Origin of the sequence: Oceanicola sp. 502str15 (assembly GCF_024105635.1) — a bacterium.
GTDB lineage: Bacteria > Pseudomonadota > Alphaproteobacteria > Rhodobacterales > Rhodobacteraceae > Vannielia.
In genome coordinates, this window is sequence record NZ_WYDQ01000001.1 from 2,586,989 (window position 1) to 2,611,599 (window position 24,611).

General features: G+C 66.0%; 24 protein-coding genes and 1 tRNA gene. 8 read left to right on the forward strand and 17 right to left on the reverse strand.

Annotated features, from left to right (window positions below; all coding sequences use genetic code 11):
* Positions 1 to 12: 12 nt before the first annotated feature.
* The 3 genes from GTH22_RS12545 to GTH22_RS12555 all read right to left on the reverse strand — a co-directional run bounded on the left by GTH22_RS12545 (position 13) and on the right by GTH22_RS12555 (position 4,520).
* Positions 13 to 2,304 (reverse strand): glycosyl hydrolase family 28-related protein, encoded by a 2,292-nt coding sequence (locus GTH22_RS12545; protein ID WP_252945567.1) that lies wholly within the window; start codon positions 2,302 to 2,304, stop codon positions 13 to 15.
* A gap of 182 nt (positions 2,305 to 2,486) precedes the next feature.
* Positions 2,487 to 2,891, reverse strand: coding sequence for a DUF4864 domain-containing protein (locus GTH22_RS12550; protein WP_252945568.1), 405 nt, complete (start codon positions 2,889 to 2,891; stop codon positions 2,487 to 2,489).
* A gap of 54 nt (positions 2,892 to 2,945) precedes the next feature.
* On the reverse strand, positions 2,946 to 4,520 hold the full coding sequence (locus GTH22_RS12555) for a lysine--tRNA ligase (protein ID WP_252945570.1): 1,575 nt from the start codon (positions 4,518 to 4,520) through the stop codon (positions 2,946 to 2,948).
* Between the two features lie 159 nt (positions 4,521 to 4,679).
* Here GTH22_RS12555 and GTH22_RS12560 point away from each other — a divergent pair, with 159 nt between their 5' ends.
* Complete coding sequence (locus GTH22_RS12560; protein WP_252947636.1) at positions 4,680 to 5,081, forward strand: tellurite resistance TerB family protein; 402 nt, start codon at positions 4,680 to 4,682, stop codon at positions 5,079 to 5,081.
* A 119-nt stretch (positions 5,082 to 5,200) separates the two neighbouring features.
* Here the strand turns inward: GTH22_RS12560 and GTH22_RS12565 are convergent, their stop codons facing one another.
* The 3 genes from GTH22_RS12565 to GTH22_RS12575 form a co-directional block, all read right to left on the reverse strand.
* Entirely contained in the window at positions 5,201 to 6,484 is a 1,284-nt protein-coding gene (locus GTH22_RS12565) for a PAS domain-containing protein (protein ID WP_252945571.1), read from the reverse strand.
* A 106-nt stretch (positions 6,485 to 6,590) separates the two neighbouring features.
* Positions 6,591 to 8,090: a D-alanyl-D-alanine carboxypeptidase/D-alanyl-D-alanine-endopeptidase gene (dacB, locus tag GTH22_RS12570; RefSeq protein ID WP_252945572.1), complete on the reverse strand. Its 1,500-nt coding sequence runs from the start codon at positions 8,088 to 8,090 to the stop codon at positions 6,591 to 6,593.
* A 48-nt stretch (positions 8,091 to 8,138) separates the two neighbouring features.
* On the reverse strand, positions 8,139 to 8,756 hold the full coding sequence (locus tag GTH22_RS12575; protein ID WP_252945573.1) for a nicotinate-nucleotide adenylyltransferase: 618 nt from the start codon (positions 8,754 to 8,756) through the stop codon (positions 8,139 to 8,141).
* Between the two features lie 85 nt (positions 8,757 to 8,841).
* On the opposite strand from GTH22_RS12575, the gene GTH22_RS12580 reads away from it, so the two are divergent.
* The 3 genes from GTH22_RS12580 (at position 8,842) to GTH22_RS12590 (ending at position 11,242) form a co-directional block, all read left to right on the forward strand.
* Entirely contained in the window at positions 8,842 to 9,720 is an 879-nt protein-coding gene (locus GTH22_RS12580) for a helix-turn-helix domain-containing GNAT family N-acetyltransferase (protein ID WP_252945575.1), read from the forward strand.
* A complete protein-coding gene (locus tag GTH22_RS12585) occupies positions 9,717 to 10,301 on the forward strand; it encodes a GNAT family N-acetyltransferase (RefSeq protein WP_252945576.1) in 585 nt (194 codons plus the stop codon). The genes GTH22_RS12580 and GTH22_RS12585 overlap by 4 nt, the downstream gene beginning before the upstream one ends.
* Before the next feature lie 137 nt (positions 10,302 to 10,438).
* Complete coding sequence (locus GTH22_RS12590) at positions 10,439 to 11,242, forward strand: hypothetical protein (protein ID WP_252945577.1); 804 nt, start codon at positions 10,439 to 10,441, stop codon at positions 11,240 to 11,242.
* 44 nt (positions 11,243 to 11,286) lie between these two features.
* On the opposite strand, the gene GTH22_RS12595 is transcribed toward GTH22_RS12590, so the two are convergent.
* Positions 11,287 to 11,484: a hypothetical protein gene (locus tag GTH22_RS12595; protein WP_252945579.1), complete on the reverse strand. Its 198-nt coding sequence runs from the start codon at positions 11,482 to 11,484 to the stop codon at positions 11,287 to 11,289.
* A 346-nt stretch (positions 11,485 to 11,830) separates the two neighbouring features.
* Between GTH22_RS12595 and ettA the strand changes: the two genes are divergently transcribed.
* Entirely contained in the window at positions 11,831 to 13,486 is a 1,656-nt protein-coding gene (gene ettA / locus GTH22_RS12600) for an energy-dependent translational throttle protein EttA (protein WP_252945580.1), read from the forward strand.
* Positions 13,487 to 13,552: 66 nt separating this feature from the next.
* Here ettA and GTH22_RS12605 read toward each other — a convergent pair whose 3' ends face one another.
* Positions 13,553 to 14,113, reverse strand: coding sequence for a transposase (locus GTH22_RS12605; RefSeq protein WP_252945582.1), 561 nt, complete (start codon positions 14,111 to 14,113; stop codon positions 13,553 to 13,555).
* A gap of 199 nt (positions 14,114 to 14,312) precedes the next feature.
* Here GTH22_RS12605 and GTH22_RS12610 point away from each other — a divergent pair, with 199 nt between their 5' ends.
* Positions 14,313 to 14,519, forward strand: a complete 207-nt coding sequence (locus GTH22_RS12610; protein WP_252945584.1) for a cold-shock protein — start codon at positions 14,313 to 14,315, stop codon at positions 14,517 to 14,519.
* Positions 14,520 to 14,610: 91 nt separating this feature from the next.
* Here the strand turns inward: GTH22_RS12610 and GTH22_RS12615 are convergent, their stop codons facing one another.
* Both GTH22_RS12615 and GTH22_RS12620 read right to left on the reverse strand, forming a co-directional pair.
* Entirely contained in the window at positions 14,611 to 15,042 is a 432-nt protein-coding gene (locus GTH22_RS12615; RefSeq protein WP_252945587.1) for a hypothetical protein, read from the reverse strand.
* Positions 15,009 to 15,482 carry a T6SS effector amidase Tae4 family protein gene (locus GTH22_RS12620; protein WP_252945589.1) on the reverse strand — a complete coding sequence of 158 codons (474 nt, stop codon included), beginning with the start codon at positions 15,480 to 15,482 and terminating at the stop codon, positions 15,009 to 15,011. The genes GTH22_RS12615 and GTH22_RS12620 overlap by 34 nt, the downstream gene beginning before the upstream one ends.
* Positions 15,483 to 15,698: 216 nt before the next feature.
* On the opposite strand from GTH22_RS12620, the gene GTH22_RS12625 reads away from it, so the two are divergent.
* On the forward strand, positions 15,699 to 16,154 hold the full coding sequence (locus GTH22_RS12625) for a hypothetical protein (RefSeq protein WP_252945590.1): 456 nt from the start codon (positions 15,699 to 15,701) through the stop codon (positions 16,152 to 16,154).
* A gap of 3 nt (positions 16,155 to 16,157) precedes the next feature.
* Here GTH22_RS12625 and GTH22_RS12630 read toward each other — a convergent pair whose 3' ends face one another.
* The 3 genes from GTH22_RS12630 to GTH22_RS12640 are packed head-to-tail and all read right to left on the reverse strand — an operon-like array spanning position 16,158 to position 18,859.
* Complete coding sequence (locus tag GTH22_RS12630) at positions 16,158 to 16,361, reverse strand: dodecin family protein (RefSeq protein WP_252945592.1); 204 nt, start codon at positions 16,359 to 16,361, stop codon at positions 16,158 to 16,160.
* A gap of 53 nt (positions 16,362 to 16,414) precedes the next feature.
* Entirely contained in the window at positions 16,415 to 17,026 is a 612-nt protein-coding gene (locus GTH22_RS12635; RefSeq protein WP_252945593.1) for an SOS response-associated peptidase, read from the reverse strand.
* Between the two features lie 3 nt (positions 17,027 to 17,029).
* Entirely contained in the window at positions 17,030 to 18,859 is a 1,830-nt protein-coding gene (locus GTH22_RS12640; protein ID WP_252945595.1) for an ABC transporter ATP-binding protein, read from the reverse strand.
* 158 nt (positions 18,860 to 19,017) lie between these two features.
* On the opposite strand from GTH22_RS12640, the gene puuE reads away from it, so the two are divergent.
* Entirely contained in the window at positions 19,018 to 20,439 is a 1,422-nt protein-coding gene (gene puuE, locus GTH22_RS12645; protein ID WP_252945596.1) for an allantoinase PuuE, read from the forward strand.
* 128 nt (positions 20,440 to 20,567) lie between these two features.
* Here the strand turns inward: puuE and GTH22_RS12650 are convergent, their stop codons facing one another.
* The 4 genes from GTH22_RS12650 to gcvH all read right to left on the reverse strand — a co-directional run bounded on the left by GTH22_RS12650 (position 20,568) and on the right by gcvH (position 24,607).
* Complete coding sequence (locus GTH22_RS12650; protein ID WP_252945597.1) at positions 20,568 to 20,825, reverse strand: hypothetical protein; 258 nt, start codon at positions 20,823 to 20,825, stop codon at positions 20,568 to 20,570.
* Between the two features lie 127 nt (positions 20,826 to 20,952).
* Positions 20,953 to 21,028, reverse strand: a tRNA-Ala gene (locus tag GTH22_RS12655).
* A gap of 284 nt (positions 21,029 to 21,312) precedes the next feature.
* A complete protein-coding gene (gcvP, locus tag GTH22_RS12660) occupies positions 21,313 to 24,147 on the reverse strand; it encodes an aminomethyl-transferring glycine dehydrogenase (RefSeq protein WP_252945598.1) in 2,835 nt (944 codons plus the stop codon).
* 100 nt (positions 24,148 to 24,247) lie between these two features.
* Complete coding sequence (gcvH, locus tag GTH22_RS12665; RefSeq protein WP_252945599.1) at positions 24,248 to 24,607, reverse strand: glycine cleavage system protein GcvH; 360 nt, start codon at positions 24,605 to 24,607, stop codon at positions 24,248 to 24,250.
* Positions 24,608 to 24,611: the final 4 nt, after the last annotated feature.

The window sequence follows — 24,611 nt, forward strand, 5'->3', positions numbered from 1 at the left end:
GCGCTGGCTTCGTCAGTTGGGGTTGTCGACCCGGCCCGTCACCTGCACCCGCCCGGTGCAAGCACTCTCCCACTCGAGGTCCACCTCCTGCTGGGTCGCGCCGCGCTCGACGCGCACATAGGGCATGGACCAGAGCTTGCCGCCGCCGGACGTGTCGATGGAGTTCTCGGCCACCACGCTCTCGACGTTGCGGATGCGGCCGCCGAAGGGCATGTAATCGCCGAAGTTCAGCGTCCATGTGCTGGCGGCGGTGGCCTGATCGAATTGCAGCATCACCGGGCTCACCGTCATCTGGTTCACGCCGTTGTAGGTGTTGGAGTGGAACTGGATGTTGCGGAAGCGGCCATAGTCGAAGCCGGCGTAACTTTCATCGACGTTTTCCACCCGGTCGATGGCCCCGTTGACGGTTTTGAACATGTTGCCCGTCACCGTCAGCCCGTGGATGAAATGGCCCGCGCCGAAGGGCTTGATGACGAAGAAGCTGAACCAGCTCGCGGCGTTGGTGGAGAAGAAGATGTTGTTCTGCACCGAGAGCGCGCCGAAGGAATAGCCCGAGTTGTAATCGGGCGTGGCGTCATGCTCGTTGGTCCACTCGATGAAGCTGTTGTCGACGTAGTTGGCGTTGAGCGTGCTCGACACGTTGACGCTGGTAAACACGATCCCTGCTGAGCGCAGGCCCTGGTTCACGCTGTCGCCCTGGAACCAGTGGTTGGCCTGGATGATATAGTTGCTTCCACCGAGCACGAGGAAGTGCAGGAAGCGCACGGCGCGGCAATCGCGGATCTTGGCATCGTTGGAGTTGATGTTGACGGCGATGGTGGTGCGGTCCTGCACGTCCTCGCTGCCCTCCTTGGACAGGAACTGGCAGCGGTCGAGCTGCATCCCCTGGCACGCCCCGCCGATGGAGGTGATGCCCCGGTCCTTGGGGGAGGTGATGAAGCAGTCGCGGATGTGAAAGTTCAGCCCGTCCTGCGGAAGCATGATCGCGGAGGCCTTGGAGGAGCATTGAAACTCGATGTCGGAGAACACGAACTTGTCCATGTTCACCATGCCGGAGAAATCGAGCATGTACTTGAACCGGGTGAAGGTGAAGTTCTGGGTGCCCGCCGCGCCGTAGAGCGACTTGGAGAGCGTCACCGTCTGGGCGCCGATGTTTCTGGATTTCACGTAGACCTCGCGGCCCACGCCCGCCCCGGTCACGAGGCTGCCGACCTCGATATTGGCCACGTTGCTCACCCCGGTCAGGGTCTTGCTGTTGCCCGGGTCGTAGCTGGCCTGCGAGGTGACGGTGGTGTCGTCCCATGCAGAGGAGGTGGAGGCCTGGAACTGGCCGTTGCGGATGACCCGGCGGATCAGGAAACTGTCCTGGTTGTCGACCGCCGCCTTGATGTCGATCGGCTCGGTCAGGTCGATCTTGCGCCCGCCCATGTCGAGGCTGTCGTGATCGTTGAAGTTGAACAGCGACTGAATTGCCTTCTTGAAGGCCACCACCTCGTTTCCGAAGGCTTCGATATAGGTCGGCAGGTCGAAATTTTTCTTCAGCGACAGGCGCTTGTCGTCGGGCATGGTGACGGTGCCGACGAAGCGGATGGGGTTGTCGATGGTGAGGGTGCTGCCGAGGTAATAGGTGCCCTCGGGCACCAGCACGGCGCGCCCCGCCGCGGCATCGTCGGCGGCGTTGAAGGCGGCGGCATCGTCGGCGAGCCCGTCGCCCACGGCCCCGAAATCGCGCACGTCGACCCAGTCCATCATGTCGCGCAGGAAGGCGGAGGTGATGTCTTCGACCACGAGATCGTCGATGCGGATGGAGCCGCCGTTGGGGCCCGTCAGGTCGAGCCCGACGTGGGCATAGAGCACTTCGGGGGTCCAGGGCATGTTCACCCCGGTGCGGTTGGCGGTGCCGATGATGGCGGAGACTTCGACCACCTCGCCGTAGGAGGTGAGGCTGACGGAGGGGCCGGTTTCATCGAGCCCGGTCACATGGGCGCTGCCCGCGCCGCCGGCCCAAGCGGCGATGCGCACCGCCGGGAGGTTGCCCGCCACCGCCTTCAGCCGCGCCGTGACCCGCAGGTAACAGCCGGGAAACACCGGGGTTTCGCCCATGTAGCGCAGCTTCTGGGTGCCGGTTGTCTTGATCAGCTCGACGCAGCCGCCAAAATCGGCGTCCGAGGGCACCAGCGCGGCGTTCGGGTCGCCATCATAGGTGGCGCTGCCCGGTGTGCCGTCTTCCTTCGACCACACGTCGAGGCCACCCGCGAAAGGCGGCGGCATGAAGACGATTCCGTCGGTGATTGCCTTGTTCATCGCAAAACCCCTTTGTCTGCTCACCGCCTGCACGCATGACACCACCGGCGCCCGAAGCGGGCGGCCCGTGCTCGAATGTCATGTGCAGGAGGGATTGATCCCGCCCGGTGCGACTGCATCGCCGCCGGTGCGGGGTTTTATCTAAGGGGTAAGGTTAAAGGGTTGGTAACCGTGCCGAACGGTCAGGCCGAGACATCCGGCGCCGGAACGAAGCTGACACCGTCGATCAGCCAGCCCCCTGCCCCGTCGGGGATCATCTCGTATTCCAGCGCATGGTAGCGGCCTTCGGCATCGCGGATCGTGACGCTCTGGTAGATGCTGCCGCCCTCGCTGCGCTGGGTGCCAAAGGTGACGCTGCCGGGGCGGTGCACCATCGGGTAGCCCTCCTGCACCATGGCGCCGAAATTCTCGGGGGTGCGGAAGTAGCCCTTGATCATCGGGGAGGCGAAGGTGAAGGCGCGGGCAAAATCATCGGCCTCGAAGGCCTCGAGCTGCTGGCCGATCACATCGGGGATCGCGCTTGGCTCCTGCGCCTGCGCCACGGGGGCGGCAAGCAGAAGGGTGAGAATAATGGCCAGAATACGCATGAAGCTACCTCCCTTGACCTCAAGGAAGGTAGCACGGTGCGGGATTTCGGCAAATCAGGCGAGCTCGCCCGCCAGTGCCTTGTCGATCAGGGCCACGGTTTCCTCGACGCCGTAGAGCGCGATGAAGCCACCGAAGCGCGGGCCCTGATCGGCGCCGAGGAGCACCTGGTAAAGCGCCTTGAACCAGTCGCGCATCGGGTCGAAGCGTTCGCGGCCCACCTCATAGACAATGCCCTGTAACCCTTCGGCATCCTGCCCGCCGTCCCATGCGGCGAGCTTGGCCCGCAGCTCCTCGAGCGCCTCGCGCTCCGGATCGGTGGGGGCGCGGAACTGGCGGGTGGGGGCGACGAAGTCTTCGAAGTACTTCACCGCGAAACCCGCCGCCGCATCGAGATCGGGGTGGGTTTCGGGCTCGGCGCCCGGTGCGTAGCGGCGGATGAAGCCCCAGAGGGTTTCCTTGTCCTGCGCGCCAGAGACCGAGGCGAGGTTAAGCAACATCGAGAAGGGCACCACCATGTTCGACACCGGCGGCTTGCCACCGTGGATGTGCCAGACCGGGTTGGCGAACTGCGCCTTGGCGTCCTGATCGGGGAAGGCGCGGAGCTGCTGGTGATACTCGTCCACCATCTTGGGGATCACGTCCCAATGCAGGCGCTTCGCCGTCTTCGGCTTTTGATACATGAAGTAGCTGAGGCTCTCGGAGCTGGCGTAGGTGAGCCACTCGTCGATGGAAATGCCGTTGCCCGAGGACTTGGAGATCTTCTGGCCCTTGTCATCGAGGAAGAGCTCATAGGTGAAGTGCTCGGGCTTCCTGCCGCCGAGGATCTCGCAGATCCGGTCGTAGATCGGCGTGTTGGTGGAGTGATCCTTGCCATACATCTCGAAATCCACATCGAGTGCCGCCCAGCGGGCGCCGAAATCGGGCTTCCACTGTAGTTTCACGTTGCCGCCGGTCACGGGCAGGGTCCACTCGCGGCCATCCTCGTCATCGAATGTGATGGTGTGGTTGGTGGGGTCCACGTGCTTCATCGGCACGTAGAGCACACGGCCGGTTTCGGGGTGGATCGGCAGGAAGATGGAATAGGTCTGCTGGCGCTCTTCGCGCAGGCTCTTCAGCATGACCTTCATCACGTCGTCATATCGCTCGGCGGCGCGGCAGAGCACCTCGTCGAAGCGGCCTTCCTTGTAAAATTCGGTGGCGGAGATGAACTCGTACTCGAAGCCGAAGGTGTCGAGGAACCGGCGCAGCATGGCGTTGTTGTGGTGGCCGAAGCTCTCGTGGGTTTCGAACGGGTCATAGACCGAGGTCAGGGGGCGTTGCAGGTCTTCGCGCAGGCGGTCCTGATTGGGTACGTTGCCGGGCACCTTGCGCATGCCGTCCATGTCATCTGAAAAGCAGATGAGCTTGGTGGGCATGTCGGAAATCATCTCGAAGGCGCGGCGGATCATCGTGGTGCGCAAGACTTCGCCGAAGGTGCCGATGTGGGGCAGGCCGGAAGGGCCATAGCCGGTTTCGAACAGCACATAACCCTTTTTCGGCGGGATCTTCTCGATGCGTTTGAGCACGGCGCGCGCTTCTTCAAAGGGCCAGGCTTTGCTTTCCATCGCGATGTGCCGCAGGTCGGACATGTCTTTGTGCTTTCTGTTCCGTGCTTCCGGTCCGGGCCGCGCCGATGCGCCGCCCGCCGCCTGCTCCCTATTGCGGCGCTGCGGCAAGGTCAATAAAACAGGCGCACTGCAGGCGTTGACGAGAAGGAATAGGCCGACGTGAGCGAAGATACCCCCTCGATGACCTCGCAGGACTGCCTGGTGGCTGTGATGATCGCCGTTTCGGCCTCTGACGAGTCGATCCGCACCACCGAGCTGCTGACCATCGAGCGGATCGTCAACCATCTGCCGGTCTTTGCCGATTACGACCTCGACCGGGTGCGTGGCGTTTCGGCCACCGTGTTCGACCTGTTCGAAGCCGAGGACGGGCTTGATGCGCTGTTCGGGCTGATCCGCGACGGGATGCCCTCGCGGCTCTATGAAACCGCCTATGCGCTGGCCTGCGATGTGGCGGCCTCGGACGGCAAGTTGCAGGAGGCCGAATTGGCCTTCCTGCAGGAGATGCGCTACGAGCTGAACATCGACCGGCTGCATGGCGCGGCCATTGAGCGCGGTGCGAGAGCGCGGCATTTGACCATCTAGGCAAGCCCTGTCGGCAAGCTAGGTAAGTCCCGGCGGCGAGACCGCGCTCCCTTGGCGAGAGCCGCAACGGTTTTTCAGCCTGTCCGCGAAGGCTCGCCACACCTCCCTACGATCACGGCTCAGGCGACCTTGCGCACTGGCCCGACCCCGGGCGGCTTGCCGCCATCACGGCCCTGATCCAGCGCCCGCGCGGCGGAGAGAACGGTGGCGGTGATCTCTCCGATCTTGTCGAGCCGCCCTTCCAGCTCGGTCTGGAACGAGTCGAGCTGGTCGATGATCGCCATCAGACTTTCGTTGTGTTCGGGCAGGCGGGCGCTTTCGATCTTGCACATCATCCGGGTGGTCGAGAGCCCGGCGATCAGCCGCTTCATCTCTCCCACGGCGCGGCCGAATACCTGCGCCTCCCGCTCAACCGTTTCAAGGTCACTGTCGGCATGGGCGCGGAAGCTGGTGGAGACCTCCAGCAGCACTTCCTGCTCTTTCGCGCGGTCGATCTGAGAGGTTTCCGAGGCCTCCTCGGTTTCGAACTGCGCGCGCGCCTCTTCCATCACCCGCGCCATGGCACTGCGCACCCGGCTGCGGCTCACGGCGTTGCGCAAATTGGCAAAGGCGCTCTTCTCCCCGAGGATGAACTGGTCGACCCAGTCGGAAATTTCCTTCGACATCGAGCCGTAGTTCGAAGAGATCGCGGCGATCGGCCCGCCCGAGGCTTCCAGCCGGGAGGCCAGGATACGCATGTTGTGCGGCACCGCCTCGATGGCGTTGAAGGTTTCGCAAAGCGCATTGGTGTGAGAAATCGCCTCCTGCACCGCCTTGGACACCTCCGAAAACCGCTGCCCGCGCGCATTGGCCTGTCGGCCCAGCTTCTGGTCGCGGGCGGCGTGCTCGCGCGAGAGACTGGAGGCCATGAACTGCTCGTAATCCGAATAGCCAATCTCGCGAAGCCGTGCCACCAGCCGTGCGGCGCTTTCCTCGGGGGTCAGCCCCTCGGCCTCGAGCTTGCAGAGGCTCTCGTATTCCTTGGAAATGGTCTTGAACACCTCGCTCGAAGGCTTGACCCGCACCGAGATGTAGCCGCCGCCCGGCATCGGCGAGGCCATGGCGTAGACCCAGTAGTGCAACCCGTCTGCCGCCATGTTCTTGACGTAGCCCGACACCACCTTGCCGGCCTTCAGCCGCTCCCAGAACAGGTGAAAGAAGCCCTTGGGCATATCCGGGTGACGGATGACCTTGTGGGGCGCGCCGATGAGCTTGTCCCACGGATGTTCGGAGACGCGCTGAAAGATCTCGTTGCCTGACTGGATGACGCCGCGCTCATCGGTGCGCGAAAAGAAGATTTCGCCAAACTCGAACGGGGCCTCGCCCTTGGCGGGGCGCGTCGGTTTAACTCGGGATGTGGACATGAACCCTCCGCGGCTGCTCATCCGGGGCCGAAACGGGCCGCCGGTTGACGCAGGCTTACAGCACGACGGTTTGCGGGAGGTTAACGCCAGCGCGGATCGGGCCGCGTCAGCCGGTGTAGAGCGCGGCCCAGCGTTCGATCAGCCGTAGCTGAAGGTTCTTGGCCCGCTTGTTCCAGGCGCTGCCGCCTTCGGGGCTTTCGCGCTCGGCCTTGCTCAGGCGCTTGCGGCGCGGCTCGTCGGCCATGAACATGGCAAAGGCGAGGTCGGTGCCGTCGGGCGCCTTCACGTAGCCTGCGAGGGCCGAGACGAAGTTGAGCGTGCCGGTCTTGGCCACGATCTGCAGCGGGTGGCCGTCGAGCACCTGGCCCGCCGAATTGCGCATCGGGATCGGTTTGAGCAGCGGGCGCAGTCCGAGCTTGGGGGCGAGGTCGGTGAGGGCGCTGACCATCTCGCGGCAGGAAATCTCGGATGCATCACCCAGCCCGGAGTGGTCGACGAACCGCGCCTTGTTGGCCCCGATCCGGGCTTCCAGCCATCGGCTCATGTCACCGCCCGAGTCGCGCAGGCTGCGGGGCGTCTGGCCGCCGCGGGCGGAGGCGGTCATGCCAACCACCTCTGCCGTCAGGTTGGTGGACCATTTCAGCATGTCGCGGGTGACGGTCCGCAGGTCGTCGGAGAGCACCTGGGCCAGCACCTTGCCGCCGGGCCTGCTGCGCACAGGATCGCCCAGTTCGAGCCGCACCCCCTGCGCCGCCAACAGCGACTGGAACACCTCGGCGGCATAGGCACCGGGGTTGCGCACCGGCAGCCAGCGCGAGCCGCCCTTGCCCAGCGCCCGGCTGGCGACGGTCCATTGGTCGACCCCGCCGCGCTGCTCGTAGGTGTAGACCGGCAGCGACCGCTCGGCCACGCTCATGCGGGCGCTGCGGACGGCGGGGCGATACTTGTCGGAGCGGGCGTCCATGGCGACCGAGTAGCCGCCCCCGGCCCGCTTCCACTCGAAATGGACGCGGTTGTAATTGAGGTTCAACCCCGAGATGCCCGGCGAATAGCCCACGTGGTCGGGCTGGCCCGGGTCGATGGTGCGCAACTGCGGAAGGGCGCCCTCGTAGATCCTCAGGCGGCCCGTGGCCCCGCTCACCCCGGCCGTGCGCATGCGGGCGGCCAGGTCGGCGAGGCGGTTGGTGTCGAGCGTGGGGTCGCCGGAGCCGGCGAGCACGATATCGCCCTGCACCACCCCGCCGGAAACCGGGCCGGTTGCGATGACATCGGTGGCGAAGCGAAAGCCGGGGCCGAGCCGCTCCATCGCGTAAAGCGTGGTGATCGCCTTGGCGGTGGAGGCGGGCGGCAGGGGCAGCAGCGGGTTGTGCGATTCGAGCACCTGCCCGGTGCGGGCATCGGCCACCACGAAGCCGACCTTGCCGTTGAGCTTGGCCGCCTCGATCAGCGCCTCGGCGCCGCTGGCCCGGCGTCCGGTGCCGTCGCTGCCCGAGGGCTTTGCGACAGGACGCAGCGAGCGCTCGGGCGCTTCGGCGAGGGAACAGGAGGCGGCAGAGGTCAGAAGACCGGCCAGCACGAAACGGCGGGAGAGGGTGGGGGCGCTCATGGCGGGGAAGAAAGCAAAAGCCGCGCCTCGCAACAAGCCTTCTTGCGATCACATCTTCGCAGCCCCGCCCGCCGCCGCGCGGGCGGCGCGGATGGCGGTGGAGGATTGATGGCTCATCGGGATGTTGATGAAGCACCACGCGGGCGGTGCGGCGTGGGGCAGCAGGTGGGAGGCGGCGGCGGGCAGGCGAAAGCGGGCAAAGCGCTCGGCGGCCTTTGACATCCGCGCGGAGAGGCGCTGGCCGGGTCGCGCGATGACGCCGACGGGCACGGTGCCCATGATGTCTTCCCAGCGGTCCCAGAGGTGAAACTGGGCGAGATTGTCGGCCCCCATCAGCCAGGTGAACCGCACCCGGGGATAAAGCGCCTGCAGCCGGGCGAGGGTCTGGGCGGTGTAGCGGGTGCCCATCCGCGCCTCGATGCCGGTGACGGTGATGCGGGGATGCGCGGCCAGTGCCCTTGCCTCGGCGATCCGGTCGTGCAGGGGCGCGGGGCCGCGGGCCTTCAGCGGGTTGCCGGGGCTGACCAGCCACCACACCTGATCCAGCCCGAACCGCTTGAGCGCCTCCAGCGTCACATGCAGGTGCCCCTCATGGGCCGGGTCGAAACTGCCGCCCAGAAGCCCCACCGTCTGGCCGGGTGCCGCATATGGAATATCCCATCTCATCAGATGCTTGTTGCGCGGTGGCGCGGGGCCAAGTCAATCGGTTTCCGGCTTGACCGGCAGATTTGCCTGACTTAAGTCAGCAATCATGCTGACCGATATCGCCCGCATCCGCCGCTTCAACCGTGCCGTCACCACCGAGACCGGCGCCCTCGACGATAGCTTTCTGGGCCGGGGTCGACCGCTCGGCGCGGCGCGGGTGCTCAACGCCATCGGACAGGCCGGGGAGGCCGGGCGCGAGGTGGGCGATGTGCGGGACTTTCTGGGGCTGGACAGCGGGCTGCTGTCGCGGCTGCTCCGCGGGCTGGAGGCGGAGGGGCTGGTGACGGTCGGCCCGCACCCCGAGGACGGGCGCAAGCGGCTGGCGCGGCTGACCACCGAGGGGGAGACCGAATTTGCCGCCTACGAGGCCCTCTCCGACATCCGCGCCGAGGGCCTGCTGGCAAACCACCCCCGGCCCCGCGCCCTGCTCGATGCGATGGACCTCGTCGCCTCGGCCCTCGGGCAGCACCGGATCGAGATTGCGGAAGACGACCCGCAGTCCGACGCCAGCCGCCATTGCCTTGGCGAATACTACGGAGAGCTCGCCCGCCGCTTCGAACAGGGCTTCGACGTGAACCTCTCGCGGGACCCCGATGCCGCCTCGATGCGCCCGCCGGTCGGCAGCTTTCTGGTGGCCCGCTCCGACGGACTGCCGGTGGGCTGCGTGGGCCTCAAGGGCGGGCAGGCCTTTGGCGAGGTCAAACGGCTCTGGGTCGCCCCCGCCGCACGGGGCCTGCGCCTTGCCACCCGGCTGATGGACGCGCTCGAGGCCCGCGCCCGCGCCCTCGGCATGACCGTGCTGCGGCTCGACACCAACTCTGCCCTGCCCGAAGCTGTGGCCATGTATCGGAATGCCGGTTGGCAGGAGATCGACCGTTTCAACGACGACCCCTACCCTGACCATTTCTTCGAGAAGTCGCTTTGAAACCTGTCACGATCCGCCGGGCCACGCCGGCCGACGTCGACGCGATTTCTGCCAACCACCGCGCCACCCATGCGCAGCACGTCGCCGCGTTCGAAGGTTATGACGACGCACCGTGGGATGCGCAGATCACCGCCCGGCTGAAAGACCCGACCGCCGATGCGCCGGATTTCACCGTGTTTGTCGCCGAGCTGGGCGGGCATTTTGCCGGGCATCTGGCCATGCACCCGTTCACCCACGCCGAGGGCGGCGCGAGCCAGCATATCTCCGACATCTCGGTGCGGGAGGGAGACCGGGGATATGGCGTGGGCCGGGCGTTGGTGGAGGCTGCGGAGGACCAGGCCCGGCGCGACGGCACAGAGCTGATGCTGGCGATGATCTGGCCCGGCAACACGCCCTCGCGCGACTTCTTTGCCGCCATGGGCTACGCCTCCCGGCATGACGAGAAACGAGGCCTCGTGGTGGCGGCCAAGAGCCTCGCCCGACCGCGCGGCCCGGCCAAGGTGGAGCGCTTCCTGTTGATCGGCGTGGTCGGACTTGTCGTCTTCATCCTCGCGGCACTGGCCTTCGGGATGCTCGGCTGAGCGGCCGGAACGCTGCGATCCGACCCGAAAATACTAATAATTCCCGTGCAAATCACGCTCTCCTCACGGTGGAGCGGAGACGATTCGTGCTACCATCGGCTGCATTGCACCTTCAGATTTAAGCCCGGGAGCTTGCCATGAACCCGATTGACGCCTTTTCGCAGACCCTCAAGATCAACCCCAATGCCGCCCGGCTCATCTCTGCCGGGCTCGGCGTGATGGCGGCAGCGGCCATCATCATCAGCTGGGGCAGCAACCTCGACGACCTGCGCCTCGGCGCGATCTACGTGCTGGCCTTCGCCTGCGTGGTCACGCTGCTGGCCTTCATCGCGCGCAACAACACGATGACCACGGTGCTCTCGTGGATCCTCGTTGCCGGGTTCGGCATGTTCGTGCTGGGGCTGGTGGGCTCGGTGCTGCGGGTGCCGCCCTCGCTGCCGCCGACGCCCTGCTACCTGCGCCTGTTCTTCGAGCTTCCCGAGACCTGCATCCAGAACCTGCGCAACTCCGAGAACGACCTGCGCATCGGCAGCGCCGCTCCCGTGTTGCCCGCCGCGGACGGAGGGCCCGAGCGGCTGTGGCGGGCGCAGGAAGGGGCCATCCCCACGCCGACGGACCATACGGGCGAGATCTTCGTGCAGTACACGCAGCCGTTTGCCCAGGCAGACGCGGTGGAGCTTTCCGAGGCTCTTGCCGAACTGGCATGGCAGGTGCAGGACTGGAAATCGGGCGGTGAGCAGGTGAACGAAGGGCCCGACACCAACGAGGTGCGCTACTTCAAGGACGGCGACCGCGAGGCCGCGATCAGCCTTGCGCAGACCATCCATGGGCTGCACCCGGATACGCCCATCTACGTGCGCGATTTCACCCGGCTCGGGGCTTTCTCCAAGGCGGGGCGGCTGGAGCTGTGGCTGAGCCAGCCGCTCGACCCCTCGGCCTGACGGATCGGCCCCGCCCCACGCATGGCGGGACAGGGCCTGTGGGCTCAGAGGAAGGTTACCCGATGGGGCGCCGGGTAAGGGGGTGCCTCGGGCGGCAACAGCCCCAGATCGCGGCGCAGGTACTCGGGCACCTCCGCCGCATCGGCACTTGGCAGATTGGGCCTGCCGCGCCAGAGCGTAAAGGTCAGCTTGCTCCACGCCTGCAGCGGCGCGGTGAGGAACGGTCCGAAAGTGAGGGTCATGGTCGTGCTCTCCTTGGGTTGAGGAAAGCCGCTCGCCGATACGGGATCTGTGAAGGACCATGCCGTCAGACATGAAAAAGGCCGCGTCGGAAAGCGGCCTTCTGGTCAAGCGATGATATGCCTGTCCGAGCCGCTAGCGGGGGAAGCCCCCGGCGAGATAGGCGGATCGGTTCATCATCATGCGCTCCTTGGTCCGAATGATTTCGGTGGGCATCTGTTAGCCAGCGAAGTGAGTCGAGGCAATATGCGCGGCGCATTTGATTGGTCGGGGCGGCGGGGTGTCGCCCGATTGCCCTTTGCCGCTGCCTCCCCTATCTGTGCCGCAACGCGCAACCCGGAGGATTCCATGGCCAGCTACCAATACGTTTATCACATGGATGGCGTCTCCAAGACCTATCCCGGCGGCAAGAAGTGTTTCGAGAATATCCGCCTGAGCTTTCTGCCCGGCGTGAAGATCGGTGTCGTCGGTGTGAACGGCGCCGGTAAATCGACGCTGATGAAGATCATGGCCGGGATCGACAAGGACTTTTCCGGCGAGGCCTGGGCCGCCGAGGGGGCCAAGGTGGGCTACCTGCCCCAGGAGCCGCAGCTCGACGAGAGCAAGACGGTGCGCGAGAACGTCATGGAGGGGGTGGCCGCGAAAAAGGCCATTCTGGATCGCTACAACGAGCTGGCGATGAACTACTCCGACGAGACCGCCGACGAGATGGCCCGTTTGCAGGACGAGATCGACAGCGCCAACCTCTGGGATCTCGACAGCCAGGTCGACGTGGCGCTCGAGGCCCTGCGCTGCCCGCCCGACGATGCCATGCCCGAGAACCTCTCGGGCGGGGAAAGCCGTCGCGTGGCGCTCTGCAAGCTGCTGCTCGAAGCGCCCGACATGCTGCTGCTCGACGAACCGACCAACCACCTCGACGCCGAGACCATCGCCTGGCTCCAGCAGCACCTGATCGACTACAAGGGCACAATCCTGATCGTCACCCACGACCGGTATTTCCTTGACGATATCACCGGCTGGATCCTTGAACTCGACCGTGGCCGCGGCATCCCCTACGAGGGCAACTACTCGGCCTGGCTGGAGCAGAAGGCCAAGCGGCTGGCGCAGGAATCCCGCGAGGACAAGTCGCGCCAGAAGACGCTGGAAAGCGAGCTGGAGTGGATCCGGGCCGGCGCCAAGGCGCGGCAGGCCAAGCAGAAGGCGCGGATCAACGCCTACGAGGAGCTGGCTTCGCAATCCGAACGCGAAAAGGTCACGCGGGCGCAGATCGTCATTCCGAACGGCCCGCGCCTTGGCAGCAAGGTGATCGAGGTCGAAGGGCTGCAGAAGGCCTATGGCGAGAAGCTGCTGATCGAAGGGCTGGAATTTGCCCTGCCGCCGGGCGGGATCGTGGGCGTCATCGGGCCCAACGGCGCGGGCAAGTCGACCCTGTTCCGCATGCTGACCGGGCAGGAGCAGCCCGACAGCGGCTCCGTGGAATACGGCGACACGGTGCAGCTCTCCTACGTCGACCAGTCGCGCGATGCGCTGGATGCGGGCTCGACCGTCTGGGAGGAAATCTCCGGCGGGGCCGAGGTGATCGAACTGGGCGATGCCAGCATGAACTCGCGCGCCTATTGCTCGGCCTTCAACTTCAAGGGTGGGGACCAGCAGAAGAAGGTCGGCCAGCTCTCGGGCGGTGAACGCAACCGGGTCCACATGGCCAAGCTGCTGAAGTCGGGCGGAAACGTGCTGCTGCTCGACGAACCGACCAACGACCTCGACGTGGAAACCCTGCGGGCGCTGGAAGACGCGCTGGAGAACTTTGCCGGCTGTGCCGTCATCATCTCCCACGACCGCTTCTTCCTCGACCGTCTCTGCACGCATATCCTTGCCTTCGAGGGCGAGGCCCATGTGGAGTGGTTCGAAGGGAACTTCGAGGCCTACGAGGAAGACAAGGCCCGCCGGCTTGGACCGGATGCGCTGGAACCCAAGCGGGTGAAGTACAAGAAGTTCGTCAGATAAGGGCGTAGGGCGGGACTTGTCCCGCCTTTGCCAAAGGCGCCCCGGTACGGCGGGACAAGTCCCGCCCTACGCGGCCTCGCCGTAGTCGCCCTCCATCAGCGTGTCGCTCCACTCGGGTGCCACCAGGCCGGCGCGGGTATCGCGGTGGATCGAGCTGGCGTCCCAATCTACGGGTCGCGCCACCAGACCGTGCTTCACCGGGTTGGCCCAGCAGTAGCGGATGTGCCGTTGCAGATCGGCCTCGTCGCGGCACTGATGCTCCCAGAACCGTTTCTGCCATAGGCCCGCCTCGCCCTTGCGGAACAGACCGCGCTGCGCCTCCGCATCCGCGACGGGCCATGGCGGGACAAGTCCCGCCCTACGGGCGTCGCGGCTGAAGCGGGCCTTGATGCTGCCCCAGCGTTGCGAATAGTTCGGATCCTCCGGCGGGAAGCCGAGGACGGCGTGCAGATGGTCGGGCAGCACCACGAAGGCGTGGATGTGGAAGGGGCGATAGCCCTTCACGTGGCGCACCGCCTCGCGCAACAGGTCAAGGCCGTCGAGCAGGAGGGTCGAGCCGCGCTCGGAGAGGCAGAGCGTGAAGAAGATCGGGGCCGTGGCGGCAGGGAGGCGGCGGTATTGCGGCATGCCCGCAGACTGCCTCACGCAGAGTTAATGTGCCGTAAACGCTCGCCCCTTGCTAGAATCTGCCCAACCTGTCATACACCGCCCCGCGACCGCTACCGCTATTCGATCCACTGTCTCCCTTCCAAAAGGCGTCACGACCGATCCGCTACCGACGCCAGGCCGCCGCACTTAAGCGGGCGGCATACACAGGAGAAGACAGATGCCCAATGGCACCGTGAAATGGTTTAACCCCACCAAAGGCTTCGGCTTTATCGCTCCCGATGAGGGCGGCAAGGACGTGTTCGTGCACATCTCCGCCGTCGAGCGTGCCGGCCTGACCGGCCTGAAGGACGACCAGAAGGTCACCTTCGACCTCGAGTCTGGCCGTGACGGCCGCCAGAGCGCGACCAACCTCGCCCTGGCCTGAGCCACAGTCGCACCAGAATAACGGAAAGGGCGCCCTGAGAGGGGCGCCCTTTTTGCGTTCGGGGAGAAGGCCGCGGTTGCGGCGCGGCGGCTCAGTCAATGCCAGCCTCGCTGCGGAACATCACCTCGTCCAGCCCGCCCTCGTGACAGAACCGGCCCGGCATGGCGCGGGCCTCGCCGAGGGTGAAGGTGGTCCCGTCGAGCTTGAGCGACTGGCCGGAGTTGGCACAGCCGTCCGCCGCCATCGGCCCCGCGATGAAGGCCACGGTGGCCACGGGCTGGTAGCTGAACATCTGCGGCACCGCCTCGCCTGCGCGATGGATGAAGCCGCAGGGCGCAGGCAGGCCGGTGAGCAGCGTGGGCAGCCCCTCGACCGAGAGGACACAGGCGCCGCCAGCTTCGGTCAGCGACACCGAGAAGCTGCCGATGGTGGCCTCGGCCATGTAATCCTGCGCCATCGCGGGCGCGGCGATGCAGGCGAGTGCGAGCGTCAGGAGGTGCCGCCCGACATGTTCCAGAACCATGTGTGTTGCCCTCTCTGGCGATAGTCGGCCGGGTTGAAGGCGCCCTTCAGATCCCATGTGCTGCCGTTCAGAACGTCGATGTGGTCGGTGCTGCCCCAGCCGTTGTGGATGAACACCACGCCGTTGCTGCCGCGGATGGCATCGGCGTTGTCGTTTATGGTGCCCTCCATCACGGTGCATGTCACCCCGTTGGCCAGCAGGGCCGGGTTGGCGCGCAGGCGGTCGGCCAGTTGCTGGGCCGAGCGAATGTGGCCGGGGGCGTGATCCCTGAAGCGGCGGGCGTTGTAGCCGACGCAGGTGCGCATGTCGGCGGGAAGCTGAACGCCACAGGCCCGCAGGGCATGGCCCATCCGCATGGCGCATTGATTTTCGAACACGGTTTCATCGCAGACAAAGTCGCGCCCGGGGTGGGCATCCCACAATTCGGTGAAAGTCGGCATGGCCGATCTCCTTTTCAAATGGATTGAGCCGCGCGGAAAGGCGCGGAGAATCGAAAATTAATTCTGCGAAGAGGATGCGAGTGCGGCGGGGCGTGCGTCAATCCTGAGTTGTGCGCCACGCCGGTGACAGGCGGGTTCCGGCCATATTTCCTTGCTCTGAACCCGCGGAGGGCTAAACTCGCCGACATTCATTTTTTGAGCACAAGGAATTGCAACATGACGAGCCAGAATGGATTTTCGATCGCCGTCTCCGGAAGGGGCCTCATGCTGGGCATGTTCATCACCGATGGCATGGAACGCTGGGGCGACGAGGTGACGATGTATGACCACACCGCGGCGTTTCAGGCGGCACGCAAGGGCGAGGCTGCGCTGGGCGAGAGCAAGTATGGCGGCAAGAGCGCAAAGGACATGGCGCGGAAGATCCGCGCCCATGATGCCAACCCTCCGAAGATCGACATCAAGGTGCAGTTCGCCAGTTTCGGCGAGACCGAGATTTGCATCATCAGCGGCAACGGCCAGCAGCGCTCGGTCAAGCTCGACAAGGCCAAGGTCGACTGGCAGGGCCTCGAACATGCGCTCGAGGAATGCTTCAAGGCGGTGGACGAGATCCGGGGCGTCAAGCCGATGAAGCCCCGGTTCATCCAGCACCGAAAAGCGGCCCCGGTGTCCTAGGCCTCAGTCGGCCAGAACGAATGTGACCATCAGGCCAACGCGATACTCGGAGATCTTGCCGTCTTCGACCACGACCTTCATGTCCTTGACCCAAGCGCCCTGAACGCCCTTCAGCGTTTCGGTGGCGCGCTTGATGCCCTCTTCGGTGGCGTCGTCGAAGGATTTCTTGGACGAGGCGATGATTTCGGTGACGCGTGCAACAGACATGGTGCCCTCCCTTTGGTGCAGGGCTGCGAGCCTAGGGGGCGGGGCGGGCTGCGTCACGGGCCCTGCCAGTCGACCCCCTCGGCATGGGCGACCTTCAGCCGACCGTCGGGCCAGGGCCGGCAGAGGGCGGCGGCCTCGGAGGGGCTGCCCGAACACCAGATCGGCCAGTCGCGGGGCGCAAGGATCACCCCCATGCGGTGGTGGATCGGGGCGACATCGCCATTGGGCGCGCAGGTGACGGTGGCGACCTGCGCCAGCTCGGCGCCGTTGGGCGCCTTCCACACATCCCAGACGGCGGCGAAGCCAAGCAAGCTTCCGTCGCCCGCGGCAATCCGCCAAGGCTGCTTGCGCCGGGCCTTGCCTGTCCACTCGTACCAACCGTCGCAGGGCACCACGCCGCGCTGCACGCCCTGAAAGGCGCTCTTGTCAAACACCGTCTCGGAGCGGGCGTTAACAATCGTTTCCATCACCGGGCGGCCGCGTGCGTTGACCCGGCCCACCGGGATCATCCCCCAGCGCATGAGCCGCAGCGCCGCGCCATCCCACACCACAACCTGCTGCCCCGGCGCGATATTGGCCCGAGGCCCCTGCCCTTCCGGCACGGCGGCCCCGAAGGCGGCGGCGATCTCTTCTGCCGGGCGGGTCAGAAACAGCCGGCCCGGCATGGCTCATTCCAGCGGCTTCAGAACGTAATGGCCAGGTCCTACTTCATCGTAAACGGAGGGCGCGGGTTCGTGACCGACGGGGAAGACCGGCGAGGGGATGGGCTTGAAGTTCAGCTCGCGCTCGCTCTTGCGCTGGCGCGGATCGGCCACCGGCACGGCCTTCATCAGGTCGCGGGTGTAGGGGTGCTGCGGGTTCTCGAAGATCGCCGCGCGCGGGCCGATCTCGACGATGCGGCCAAGATACATGACCCCGACCTGATGGCTCACCCGCTCGACCACGGCCATGTCGTGGCTGATGAACAGCAGCGAAATGCCCAGCTCGGCCTGAAGCTCGATCATCAGGTTCAGCACCTGCGCCTGGATCGACACGTCGAGCGCCGACACGGCCTCGTCGGCGATGATGAGCTTGGGGTTCAGCGCGAGGGCGCGGGCGATGGCGACGCGCTGGCGCTGGCCGCCCGACATTTCGTGCGGGAAACGGCGCAGGAAGCTGCGGGGCAGCTCCACGCGGTCGAACAGCGCGGCGACCCGGTCCTGCACCTCGGAGCCCTTGGCGAGGTTGTAGTTGAGGATCGGCTCGGCCACCTGGTCCATCAGCCGCATCTGCGGGTTGAGCGAGGCGAAGGGATCCTGAAACACCATCTGCATGTCTGCGCGGGCGCGGCGCAGCTCGCGCTGGCTCATCGCCAGCACATCCTTGCCGCCGAGCGACACCTGCCCCGATTGCGGCTCGACCAGCCGCAGGATGGAGCGCCCGCAGGTGGACTTGCCACAGCCGGATTCGCCCACGAGCGAGAGGGTTTCGGAGGTTTTCACCGAGAAGGAAACATCTTCGACCGCATGCACAAAGGCCTGCGTGCGCCGCAGCAGCCCGCCCTTCACGGGAAAGCGGGTGGTGAGGTTCTTCACGTCGAGCAGCACCTTGCGCTCGGAGGCGGGCACGACCGGCTTGGCCTCGATCTCGCGGCCCATGATCTTCAGCGGCTCGGGCTCGCTCTTGCCCTGCATCTCGCCCAGCTTGGGCACGGCGGAGAGCAGGGCCTGGGTGTAGGGGTGCTGGGGGGCCTCGAAGATCTGCTCGACCGGCCCCTCCTCGACCTTGTTGCCCTTGAGCATGACAACCACGCGGTCGGCCACCTGCGCCACCACGGCCATGTCGTGGGTGATGAACAGCACGGCGGCGCCGGTTTCGCGCTTGAGGCGGTCGATCAGGGCGACGATCTCGGCCTGGATGGTCACGTCGAGCGCGGTGGTCGGCTCGTCGGCGATGAGCAGGCGCGGCTCGCAGGCGAGTGCCATGGCGATGACGACGCGCTGGCGCATCCCCCCCGACAGTTCGTGGGGATACTGCTTGAGGCGGCGCTCCGGCTCGGGGATGCGCACCCGGCGCAGAAGCTCCAGCGCCTCGGCGGCGGCGGCCTTGCGGCTCATGCTCTTGTGCACCCGCAGCCCCTCGGTGAGCTGGCGCTCGATGGTGAAGACCGGGTTCAGCGCGCTCATCGGCTCCTGAAAGATCATCGCGATCTCATTGCCGCGGATGTCGCGCATCAGGTTGTTCTCGGCCTCCGAGACATCGAGCGTTTCGCCCGACTCGCGGCGGAACTTCAGCTCGCCATTGGCGATCCGCCCGCCGCCGAACTCGACAAGCCGCATGAGGCTGAGCGAGGAGATCGACTTGCCGGAGCCGCTTTCGCCAACCACGCAAAGGGTTTCGCCCGGGTCGATGTGAAAGGAAACATCCTCCACCCCCACCACGAGACCATCGTTGGTGTCGAACTCGACCCGCAGGTGGCTGACGTCCACCAAGGGCTGCTTTTCGGTTTCATCGAGCATGATCTGTCCCCGTTTTGCCCGAGCTTATGCCATGACGCATAATTCTCAATGCCCCCTGCGCACGCCGCCGCGTCAGGTGCTTGCCATTCCGCAGGCGGGGGTAAAAACTTGGGCGCGAAGGCCGCGCGATTGGGCCGCAGAAAAATTGGAGATCACCGATGGACCGTTACGAACGCGACATGCGCGGCTATGGCCCCCGCCCGCCCGATGCGAAATGGCCGAACGGGGCCAAGATCGCGGTGCAGTTCGTGATGAATTACGAGGAGGGCGGGGAGAACTCGATCCTGCATGGGGATGAGGCCTCGGAGGCCTTTCTGAGCGATGTGATCGGCGCGCAGCCATGGCCAAACCAGCGGCACTGGAACATCGAGTCGATGTATGAATACGGGGCGCGGGCCGGGTTCTGGCGGCTGCACCGGCTGTTCACGGCGATGAAGATTCCGCTCACCGTCTACGGGGTGGCCACGGCGCTGGCGCGCTCGCCCGACCAGGTGGCGGCAATGCGCGAGGCCCGCTGGGAGATCGCCAGCCACGGCTACAAGTGGATCGATTACAAGGATTTCTACGAGGCCGAGGAGCGCGAGCACCTCGAAAAGGCGGTGAACCTGCACCGCGAGGTGGTGGGCACCCGCCCGCGCGGGCTCTACGTGGGGCGCTGCTCGGAGAACACCGTGCAGCTTGCCACGGAGTTCGGCGGTTTTGCCTATTTGTCAGACAGTTACGCCGACGACCTGCCCTATTGGGTGCATCTCTCGGGCAAGGACCAGCTGATCATTCCCTATACGCTGGAGGCCAATGACATGCGCTTCACCACGGCCTCGGGCTTCGGTGACGGGCAGGAATTCTACAATTACCTCAAGGACAGTTTCGACGTGCTCTATGCCGAGGGCAATGCGGGCGCGGCGAAGATGATGAACATCGGGCTGCACTGCCGTCTTGTGGGGCGGCCGGGGCGGCTGATGGCACTGAAGCGCTTTCTCGATTACGCGATGGCCAAGGAGGGCGTGTGGTTTGCCCGGCGCATCGACATTGCCCGCCACTGGACCATGACCCATCCGCCAAAGCGCATGTCGGCGCTGCCGAGCCAGATGGACATGACGACCTTCACCAACCGCTTCGGCGCGGTCTTCGAGCATTCGTCATGGGTGGCCGAACGCGCCCACAAGCTGGAGCTCGGCCCGGCCCATGACACGCCGGAGGGCATTCACAACGCCATGGCGCGCGTGTTCCGCCGGGCCAGCGAGGACGAGCGGCTCAACGTGCTGCGGGCCCACCCCGACCTTGGCGACGCGATCACCAAGGCCGACCGGCTGACCGACCATTCCAACGCCGAGCAGCGCGGCGCCGGGCTGACGGCCCTGACCGACGAGGAGCGCCGCGCGTTGATGGACCTCAACGAGCGCTACATGGCCAAGAACGGCTTTCCCTTCATCATCGCGGTGAAAGACCACGACAAGGCCGGCATTATCCGCAAGTTCCATGAACGAATGAATAACAGCAAGGGCGAGGAGATGGCCGAGGCCTGCTACCAGGTCGAGCGAATCGCCCTGCACCGGCTCTACGCGATGGACTGGACCTGACCCGCCTGACCGACCCCTGTTCATTTTCTTGCTGCAAATATCTCCGGGGGGTGTGGGGGGCTGGCCCCCCACGCCTTGGCTTGATGCGGGGACCGCCGCCGCGGTGGCGCGGCCCGCCCCCCCTCGAATTACAGACGGGTGGGGCAGCTCTTCTTCGCGGGGGGCTGGCCGATGTGGTGCGGATTGAGGATCAGATACCACTTCACCGGCTCGCCCGGCGCCTGCGCCCTGGAGTAGGAACAGCCAGCAGGCGTTGTGTACCACTGGCCATGGAAGCCGGCGGGGGGGCGGGGGTTGGAGCGGGACTTGCCGAAGGCGGCGGCGCTGGTGGAGAAGGCCAGCGCGGCGGTGACGGCGAGGGCGGAGATCATGGCGAGTTTCTTCATCAGGGCGGCTCCCGGAACTGGTTACGAACTGCCAAGCGGTATGAAGCCCGGACCGCGCGGGAGACGGGCGGGAATAGGGCCAAACCGCGCCGTTAGCCTAAGGTTTTAAGAGATTTCGGAGGGTTTCTGGTGGAGCCGATCGGGATCGAACCGACGACCTCGTCATTGCGAACGACGCGCTCTACCAACTGAGCTACGGCCCCACTGGCGGGGTGTTTGGCGGAGGGCGGGCGTGCTGTCAAGATGGGGCGCACGGTGGAGCAGGAAAGCGGCGTTAACCCTGAAAAACGAGAGTCACATCCCGTGCACAACCCGTACACACCCCGTGCATACATTTTTTGACATAGCCGGGATTAACTAAGGGACCGTGCGGCGAGGGGTCGTCCTCGGGCCTGACCCGAGGACCTCGTGGCGGGAGATCCTCGGGTCGAGCCCGAGGATGACGGGTCGCGAAGGTGGGCCCGGGGAGCCGAGACAGTGCCCTGCCCTACTCGGCGGCTTCGGCGTAGCTTTCGACCGGCGGGCAGGTGCAGATCAGATTGCGGTCGCCCGCCACGTTGTCGACCCGGCCCACGGGGGGCCAATACTTGTCGACCCTAAAGCTGCCGGGCGGGAAGCAGCCCTGCTCGCGCGGATAGGGGCGGGACCAGTCGGCCACGAGGTCGTTGACCGTGTGGGGCGCGTGGCGCAGCGGGTTGTCGTCGGCGGGCATGTCGCCCGCTTCCACCGCCGCGATCTCCTCGCGGATCGCCAGCATGGCGGTGATGAAGCGGTCCAGCTCTGCCTTGGTTTCGGACTCCGTCGGCTCGACCATGAGGGTGCCCGCGACCGGCCAGCTCATGGTGGGGGCGTGGAAGCCGTTGTCGATGAGGCGCTTGGCGATGTCGTCGACCGTCACGCCAGCCTCCGCGAAGGGGCGGGTGTCGAGAATGCACTCGTGGGCGACGCGGTTGTTGCGGCCCTTGAACAGCACGTCATAGGCCCCGGCGAGGCGGGCGGCGATGTAGTTGGCCGAGAGGATGGCGACCTTGGTGGCCTGGGTCAGCCCTGCCCCGCCCATCAGCAGGCAATAGGCGTAGCTGATCGGCAGGATCGAGGCGGAGCCGAAGGGGGCCGCCGACACCGGCCCGGTGGCCCCGCCGGTTTCGGGGTGGCCGGGCAGGAAGGGCGCGAGGTGCGCCTTGACCCCGATCGGCCCCATGCCGGGGCCGCCGCCGCCGTGGGGGATGCAGAAGGTCTTGTGCAGGTTGAGGTGCGAGACGTCGGAGCCGATCTCGCCGGGCTTCACCAGCCCGACCATGGCGTTGAGGTTGGCGCCATCAAGATAGACCTGCCCGCCGTGCTTGTGGGTGATGTCACAGACCTCGCGGACGGTATCCTCGAAGACGCCGTGGGTGGAGGGATAGGTGATCATCACCGCAGCCAACTTGTCACCCGCGGCCTCGGCCTTGGCGGTGAAATCCTCAAGGTCGATGTCGCCGTTCTCGGCGGATTTGACCACCACCACCTTCATCCCCGCCATCTGGGCCGAGGCCGGGTTGGTGCCATGGGCGGAGGTGGGGATGAGGCAAATGTCGCGGTCCTCGCCATTGGCCTCGTGGTAGGCGGCGATGGTGAGCAGCCCCGCGTATTCGCCCTGCGCGCCGGAGTTGGGCTGGAGCGACATGGCATCGTAGCCGGTGATCTTGCAGAGGCGCTCGGAGAGGGACTCGAGCATTTCGGTGTAGCCTTGCGCCTGATCGACCGGGGCGAAGGGGTGCATATTGGCGAAGGCGGGCCAGCTGATCGGGTCCATCTCCACCGCCGCATTGAGCTTCATGGTGCAGGAGCCGAGCGGGATCATGGCGCGGTCGAGCGCGAGGTCACGGTCGGCGAGGCGGCGCATGTAGCGCATCATCTCGGCCTCGGCCCGGTTCATCTGGAAGATGGGGTGGGTGAGGTAGTCGGAGGTGCGCAGCAGCTCTTCGGGCAGCGCGGGGGTGCCCTGTGCGGCCTCGCGGGTGAGGCCGAAGGCGCGCCAGAGGCTTTCGATGGTGTCGGGGCCGACGGTTTCATCGGTGGAAATGCCGATGCGGCCCTCGGGGAGCTTGCGCAGGTTGATGCCCTCGGTCTCGGCGGCGCGCAGGATGGCGCCCTGAAGCGGACCGGCCTCGACGGTGATGGTGTCGAAGGGGTTTTCGGGGGTCACGGTGAAGCCCGCCTCGCGCAGGCCGGAGGCGATTTCGGCGCAGGAGAGGTGGACGCGTTCGGCAATGGCGCGCAGGCCTTTCGGCCCATGGAACACGGCGTAGAAGCTGGCCATGACGGCAAGCAGGGCCTGGGCGGTGCAGACGTTGGAGGTGGCCTTCTCGCGGCGGATGTGCTGCTCGCGGGTTTGCAGGCTGAGGCGGTAGGCCATGTTGCCGCGCGCATCGACCGAGACGCCGACGATCCGGCCCGGCATCTGGCGCTTGAAGGCATCGCGGCAGGACATGAAGGCGGCATGGGGGCCGCCGTAGCCGAGTGGCACGCCGAAGCGTTGGGCGGAGCCGACGGCAATGTCGGCGCCCATTTCGCCGGGCGATTTCAGCAGGGTCAGGGCGAGGAGGTCGGTGGCCACGGTGGAGATGGCCTTGGCCTCGGTCAGCGCGGCGCATTCGGCGGAAAAGTCGCGCAAGGCGCCGGTGGTGCCGGGGTATTGGAAGAGGGCGCCGAAGACCTGCTCTGGGTTCAGGTCGTCGGGGTTGGCGACGATCACCTCAATGTCGAGCGGTTTGGCGCGGGTCTGGACCACGGCGATGGTCTGCGGGTGGCAGTTTTCATCGACGAAGAAGGCGGTGGCCTTCGATTTGGCGACGCGCTGGGCCATCACCATCGCCTCGGCAGCGGCGGTGCCCTCGTCGAGCAGGGAGGCGTTGGCGACTTCCAGCCCGGTGAGATCGCTCACCATGGTCTGGAAGTTCAGCAGCGCCTCGAGCCGACCTTGCGCGATTTCGGGCTGATAGGGGGTGTAGGCGGTATACCACGCCGGGTTTTCGAGGATGTTCCGCTGGATCGCGGGGGGCGTGATGGTGCCGTAGTAGCCTTGGCCGATGAGGTTGGTCATCACCCGGTTCTTGTCGGCGATCTTGCGCATCTTCACCAGCAGATCGCCCTCGGTCATCGGCGCCCATGGCAGCGGCTCGGACTGGCGCAGGCGCCCCGGCACCGTCTGCTCGATCAGCTCGTCGAGCGAGGAGACGCCCAGCACCGCAAGCATCTCGGCCATCTCCTCGGGCGAGGGGCCGATGTGGCGGCGGTTGGCGAAGTCGTAGGGATCGTAGGCGGTGGGGGTGAAGGGCATTGGGGCCTCTGGGGTTGGGCAGCGCAGGGGGTGGCTCGCGGGGGGGCCTCTCTGCCCCCGGGGGTTGCAGGGGCCGGTGGGCGGCCCCTGCGGGTGCGGGTCAGGAGATGAGGTCCTGGTAGGCGTCCTCGTCCATGTAGCTGTCGTATTCGGCCATGTCGGTGGGCTTGATCTTGAAGAACCAGGCCTCGCCGAGCGGGTCTTCGTTGACCAGCGCGGGGTTGTCGGCCAGCGCCTCGTTGATCTCGACGATCTCGCCGTCGAGCGGGGCGGTGATGTCGGAGGCGGCCTTGACGCTTTCGATCACCACCACCTCGTCGCCCTTGGCAACGACGGTTTCAACCTCGGGCAGTTCGACGAACACCACGTCGCCAAGCTGGGTGGAGGCATGTTCGGTGATGCCGACAACGATGAGGTCGTCTTCGGGGCGGAGCCATTCGTGGTCTTCGGTGTATTTCATCTGG

Bases quoted from the DNA above. Each gene is read 5' to 3' on its own strand.
- gcvP (WP_252945598.1), bottom strand. From the start codon at position 24,147: ATGCCCTTCACCCCCACCGCCTACGATCCCTACGACTTCGCCAACCGC.
- GTH22_RS12545 (WP_252945567.1), bottom strand. From the start codon at position 2,304: ATGAACAAGGCAATCACCGACGGAATCGTCTTCATGCCGCCGCCTTTC.
- GTH22_RS12630 (WP_252945592.1), bottom strand. From the start codon at position 16,361: ATGTCTGTTGCACGCGTCACCGAAATCATCGCCTCGTCCAAGAAATCC.
- puuE (WP_252945596.1), top strand. From the start codon at position 19,018: ATGGACCGTTACGAACGCGACATGCGCGGCTATGGCCCCCGCCCGCCC.
- GTH22_RS12550 (WP_252945568.1), bottom strand. From the start codon at position 2,891: ATGCGTATTCTGGCCATTATTCTCACCCTTCTGCTTGCCGCCCCCGTG.
- GTH22_RS12615 (WP_252945587.1), bottom strand. From the start codon at position 15,042: ATGGTTCTGGAACATGTCGGGCGGCACCTCCTGACGCTCGCACTCGCC.
- GTH22_RS12595 (WP_252945579.1), bottom strand. From the start codon at position 11,484: ATGACCCTCACTTTCGGACCGTTCCTCACCGCGCCGCTGCAGGCGTGG.
- GTH22_RS12590 (WP_252945577.1), top strand. From the start codon at position 10,439: ATGAACCCGATTGACGCCTTTTCGCAGACCCTCAAGATCAACCCCAAT.
- GTH22_RS12640 (WP_252945595.1), bottom strand. From the start codon at position 18,859: ATGCTCGATGAAACCGAAAAGCAGCCCTTGGTGGACGTCAGCCACCTG.
- GTH22_RS12575 (WP_252945573.1), bottom strand. From the start codon at position 8,756: ATGAGATGGGATATTCCATATGCGGCACCCGGCCAGACGGTGGGGCTT.
- GTH22_RS12565 (WP_252945571.1), bottom strand. From the start codon at position 6,484: ATGTCCACATCCCGAGTTAAACCGACGCGCCCCGCCAAGGGCGAGGCC.
- GTH22_RS12580 (WP_252945575.1), top strand. From the start codon at position 8,842: ATGCTGACCGATATCGCCCGCATCCGCCGCTTCAACCGTGCCGTCACC.
- GTH22_RS12555 (WP_252945570.1), bottom strand. From the start codon at position 4,520: ATGTCCGACCTGCGGCACATCGCGATGGAAAGCAAAGCCTGGCCCTTT.
- gcvH (WP_252945599.1), bottom strand. From the start codon at position 24,607: ATGAAATACACCGAAGACCACGAATGGCTCCGCCCCGAAGACGACCTC.
- GTH22_RS12625 (WP_252945590.1), top strand. From the start codon at position 15,699: ATGACGAGCCAGAATGGATTTTCGATCGCCGTCTCCGGAAGGGGCCTC.
- GTH22_RS12610 (WP_252945584.1), top strand. From the start codon at position 14,313: ATGCCCAATGGCACCGTGAAATGGTTTAACCCCACCAAAGGCTTCGGC.
- GTH22_RS12560 (WP_252947636.1), top strand. From the start codon at position 4,680: ATGACCTCGCAGGACTGCCTGGTGGCTGTGATGATCGCCGTTTCGGCC.
- GTH22_RS12650 (WP_252945597.1), bottom strand. From the start codon at position 20,825: ATGAAGAAACTCGCCATGATCTCCGCCCTCGCCGTCACCGCCGCGCTG.
- GTH22_RS12620 (WP_252945589.1), bottom strand. From the start codon at position 15,482: ATGCCGACTTTCACCGAATTGTGGGATGCCCACCCCGGGCGCGACTTT.
- dacB (WP_252945572.1), bottom strand. From the start codon at position 8,090: ATGAGCGCCCCCACCCTCTCCCGCCGTTTCGTGCTGGCCGGTCTTCTG.
- GTH22_RS12605 (WP_252945582.1), bottom strand. From the start codon at position 14,113: ATGCCGCAATACCGCCGCCTCCCTGCCGCCACGGCCCCGATCTTCTTC.
- GTH22_RS12635 (WP_252945593.1), bottom strand. From the start codon at position 17,026: ATGCCGGGCCGGCTGTTTCTGACCCGCCCGGCAGAAGAGATCGCCGCC.
- ettA (WP_252945580.1), top strand. From the start codon at position 11,831: ATGGCCAGCTACCAATACGTTTATCACATGGATGGCGTCTCCAAGACC.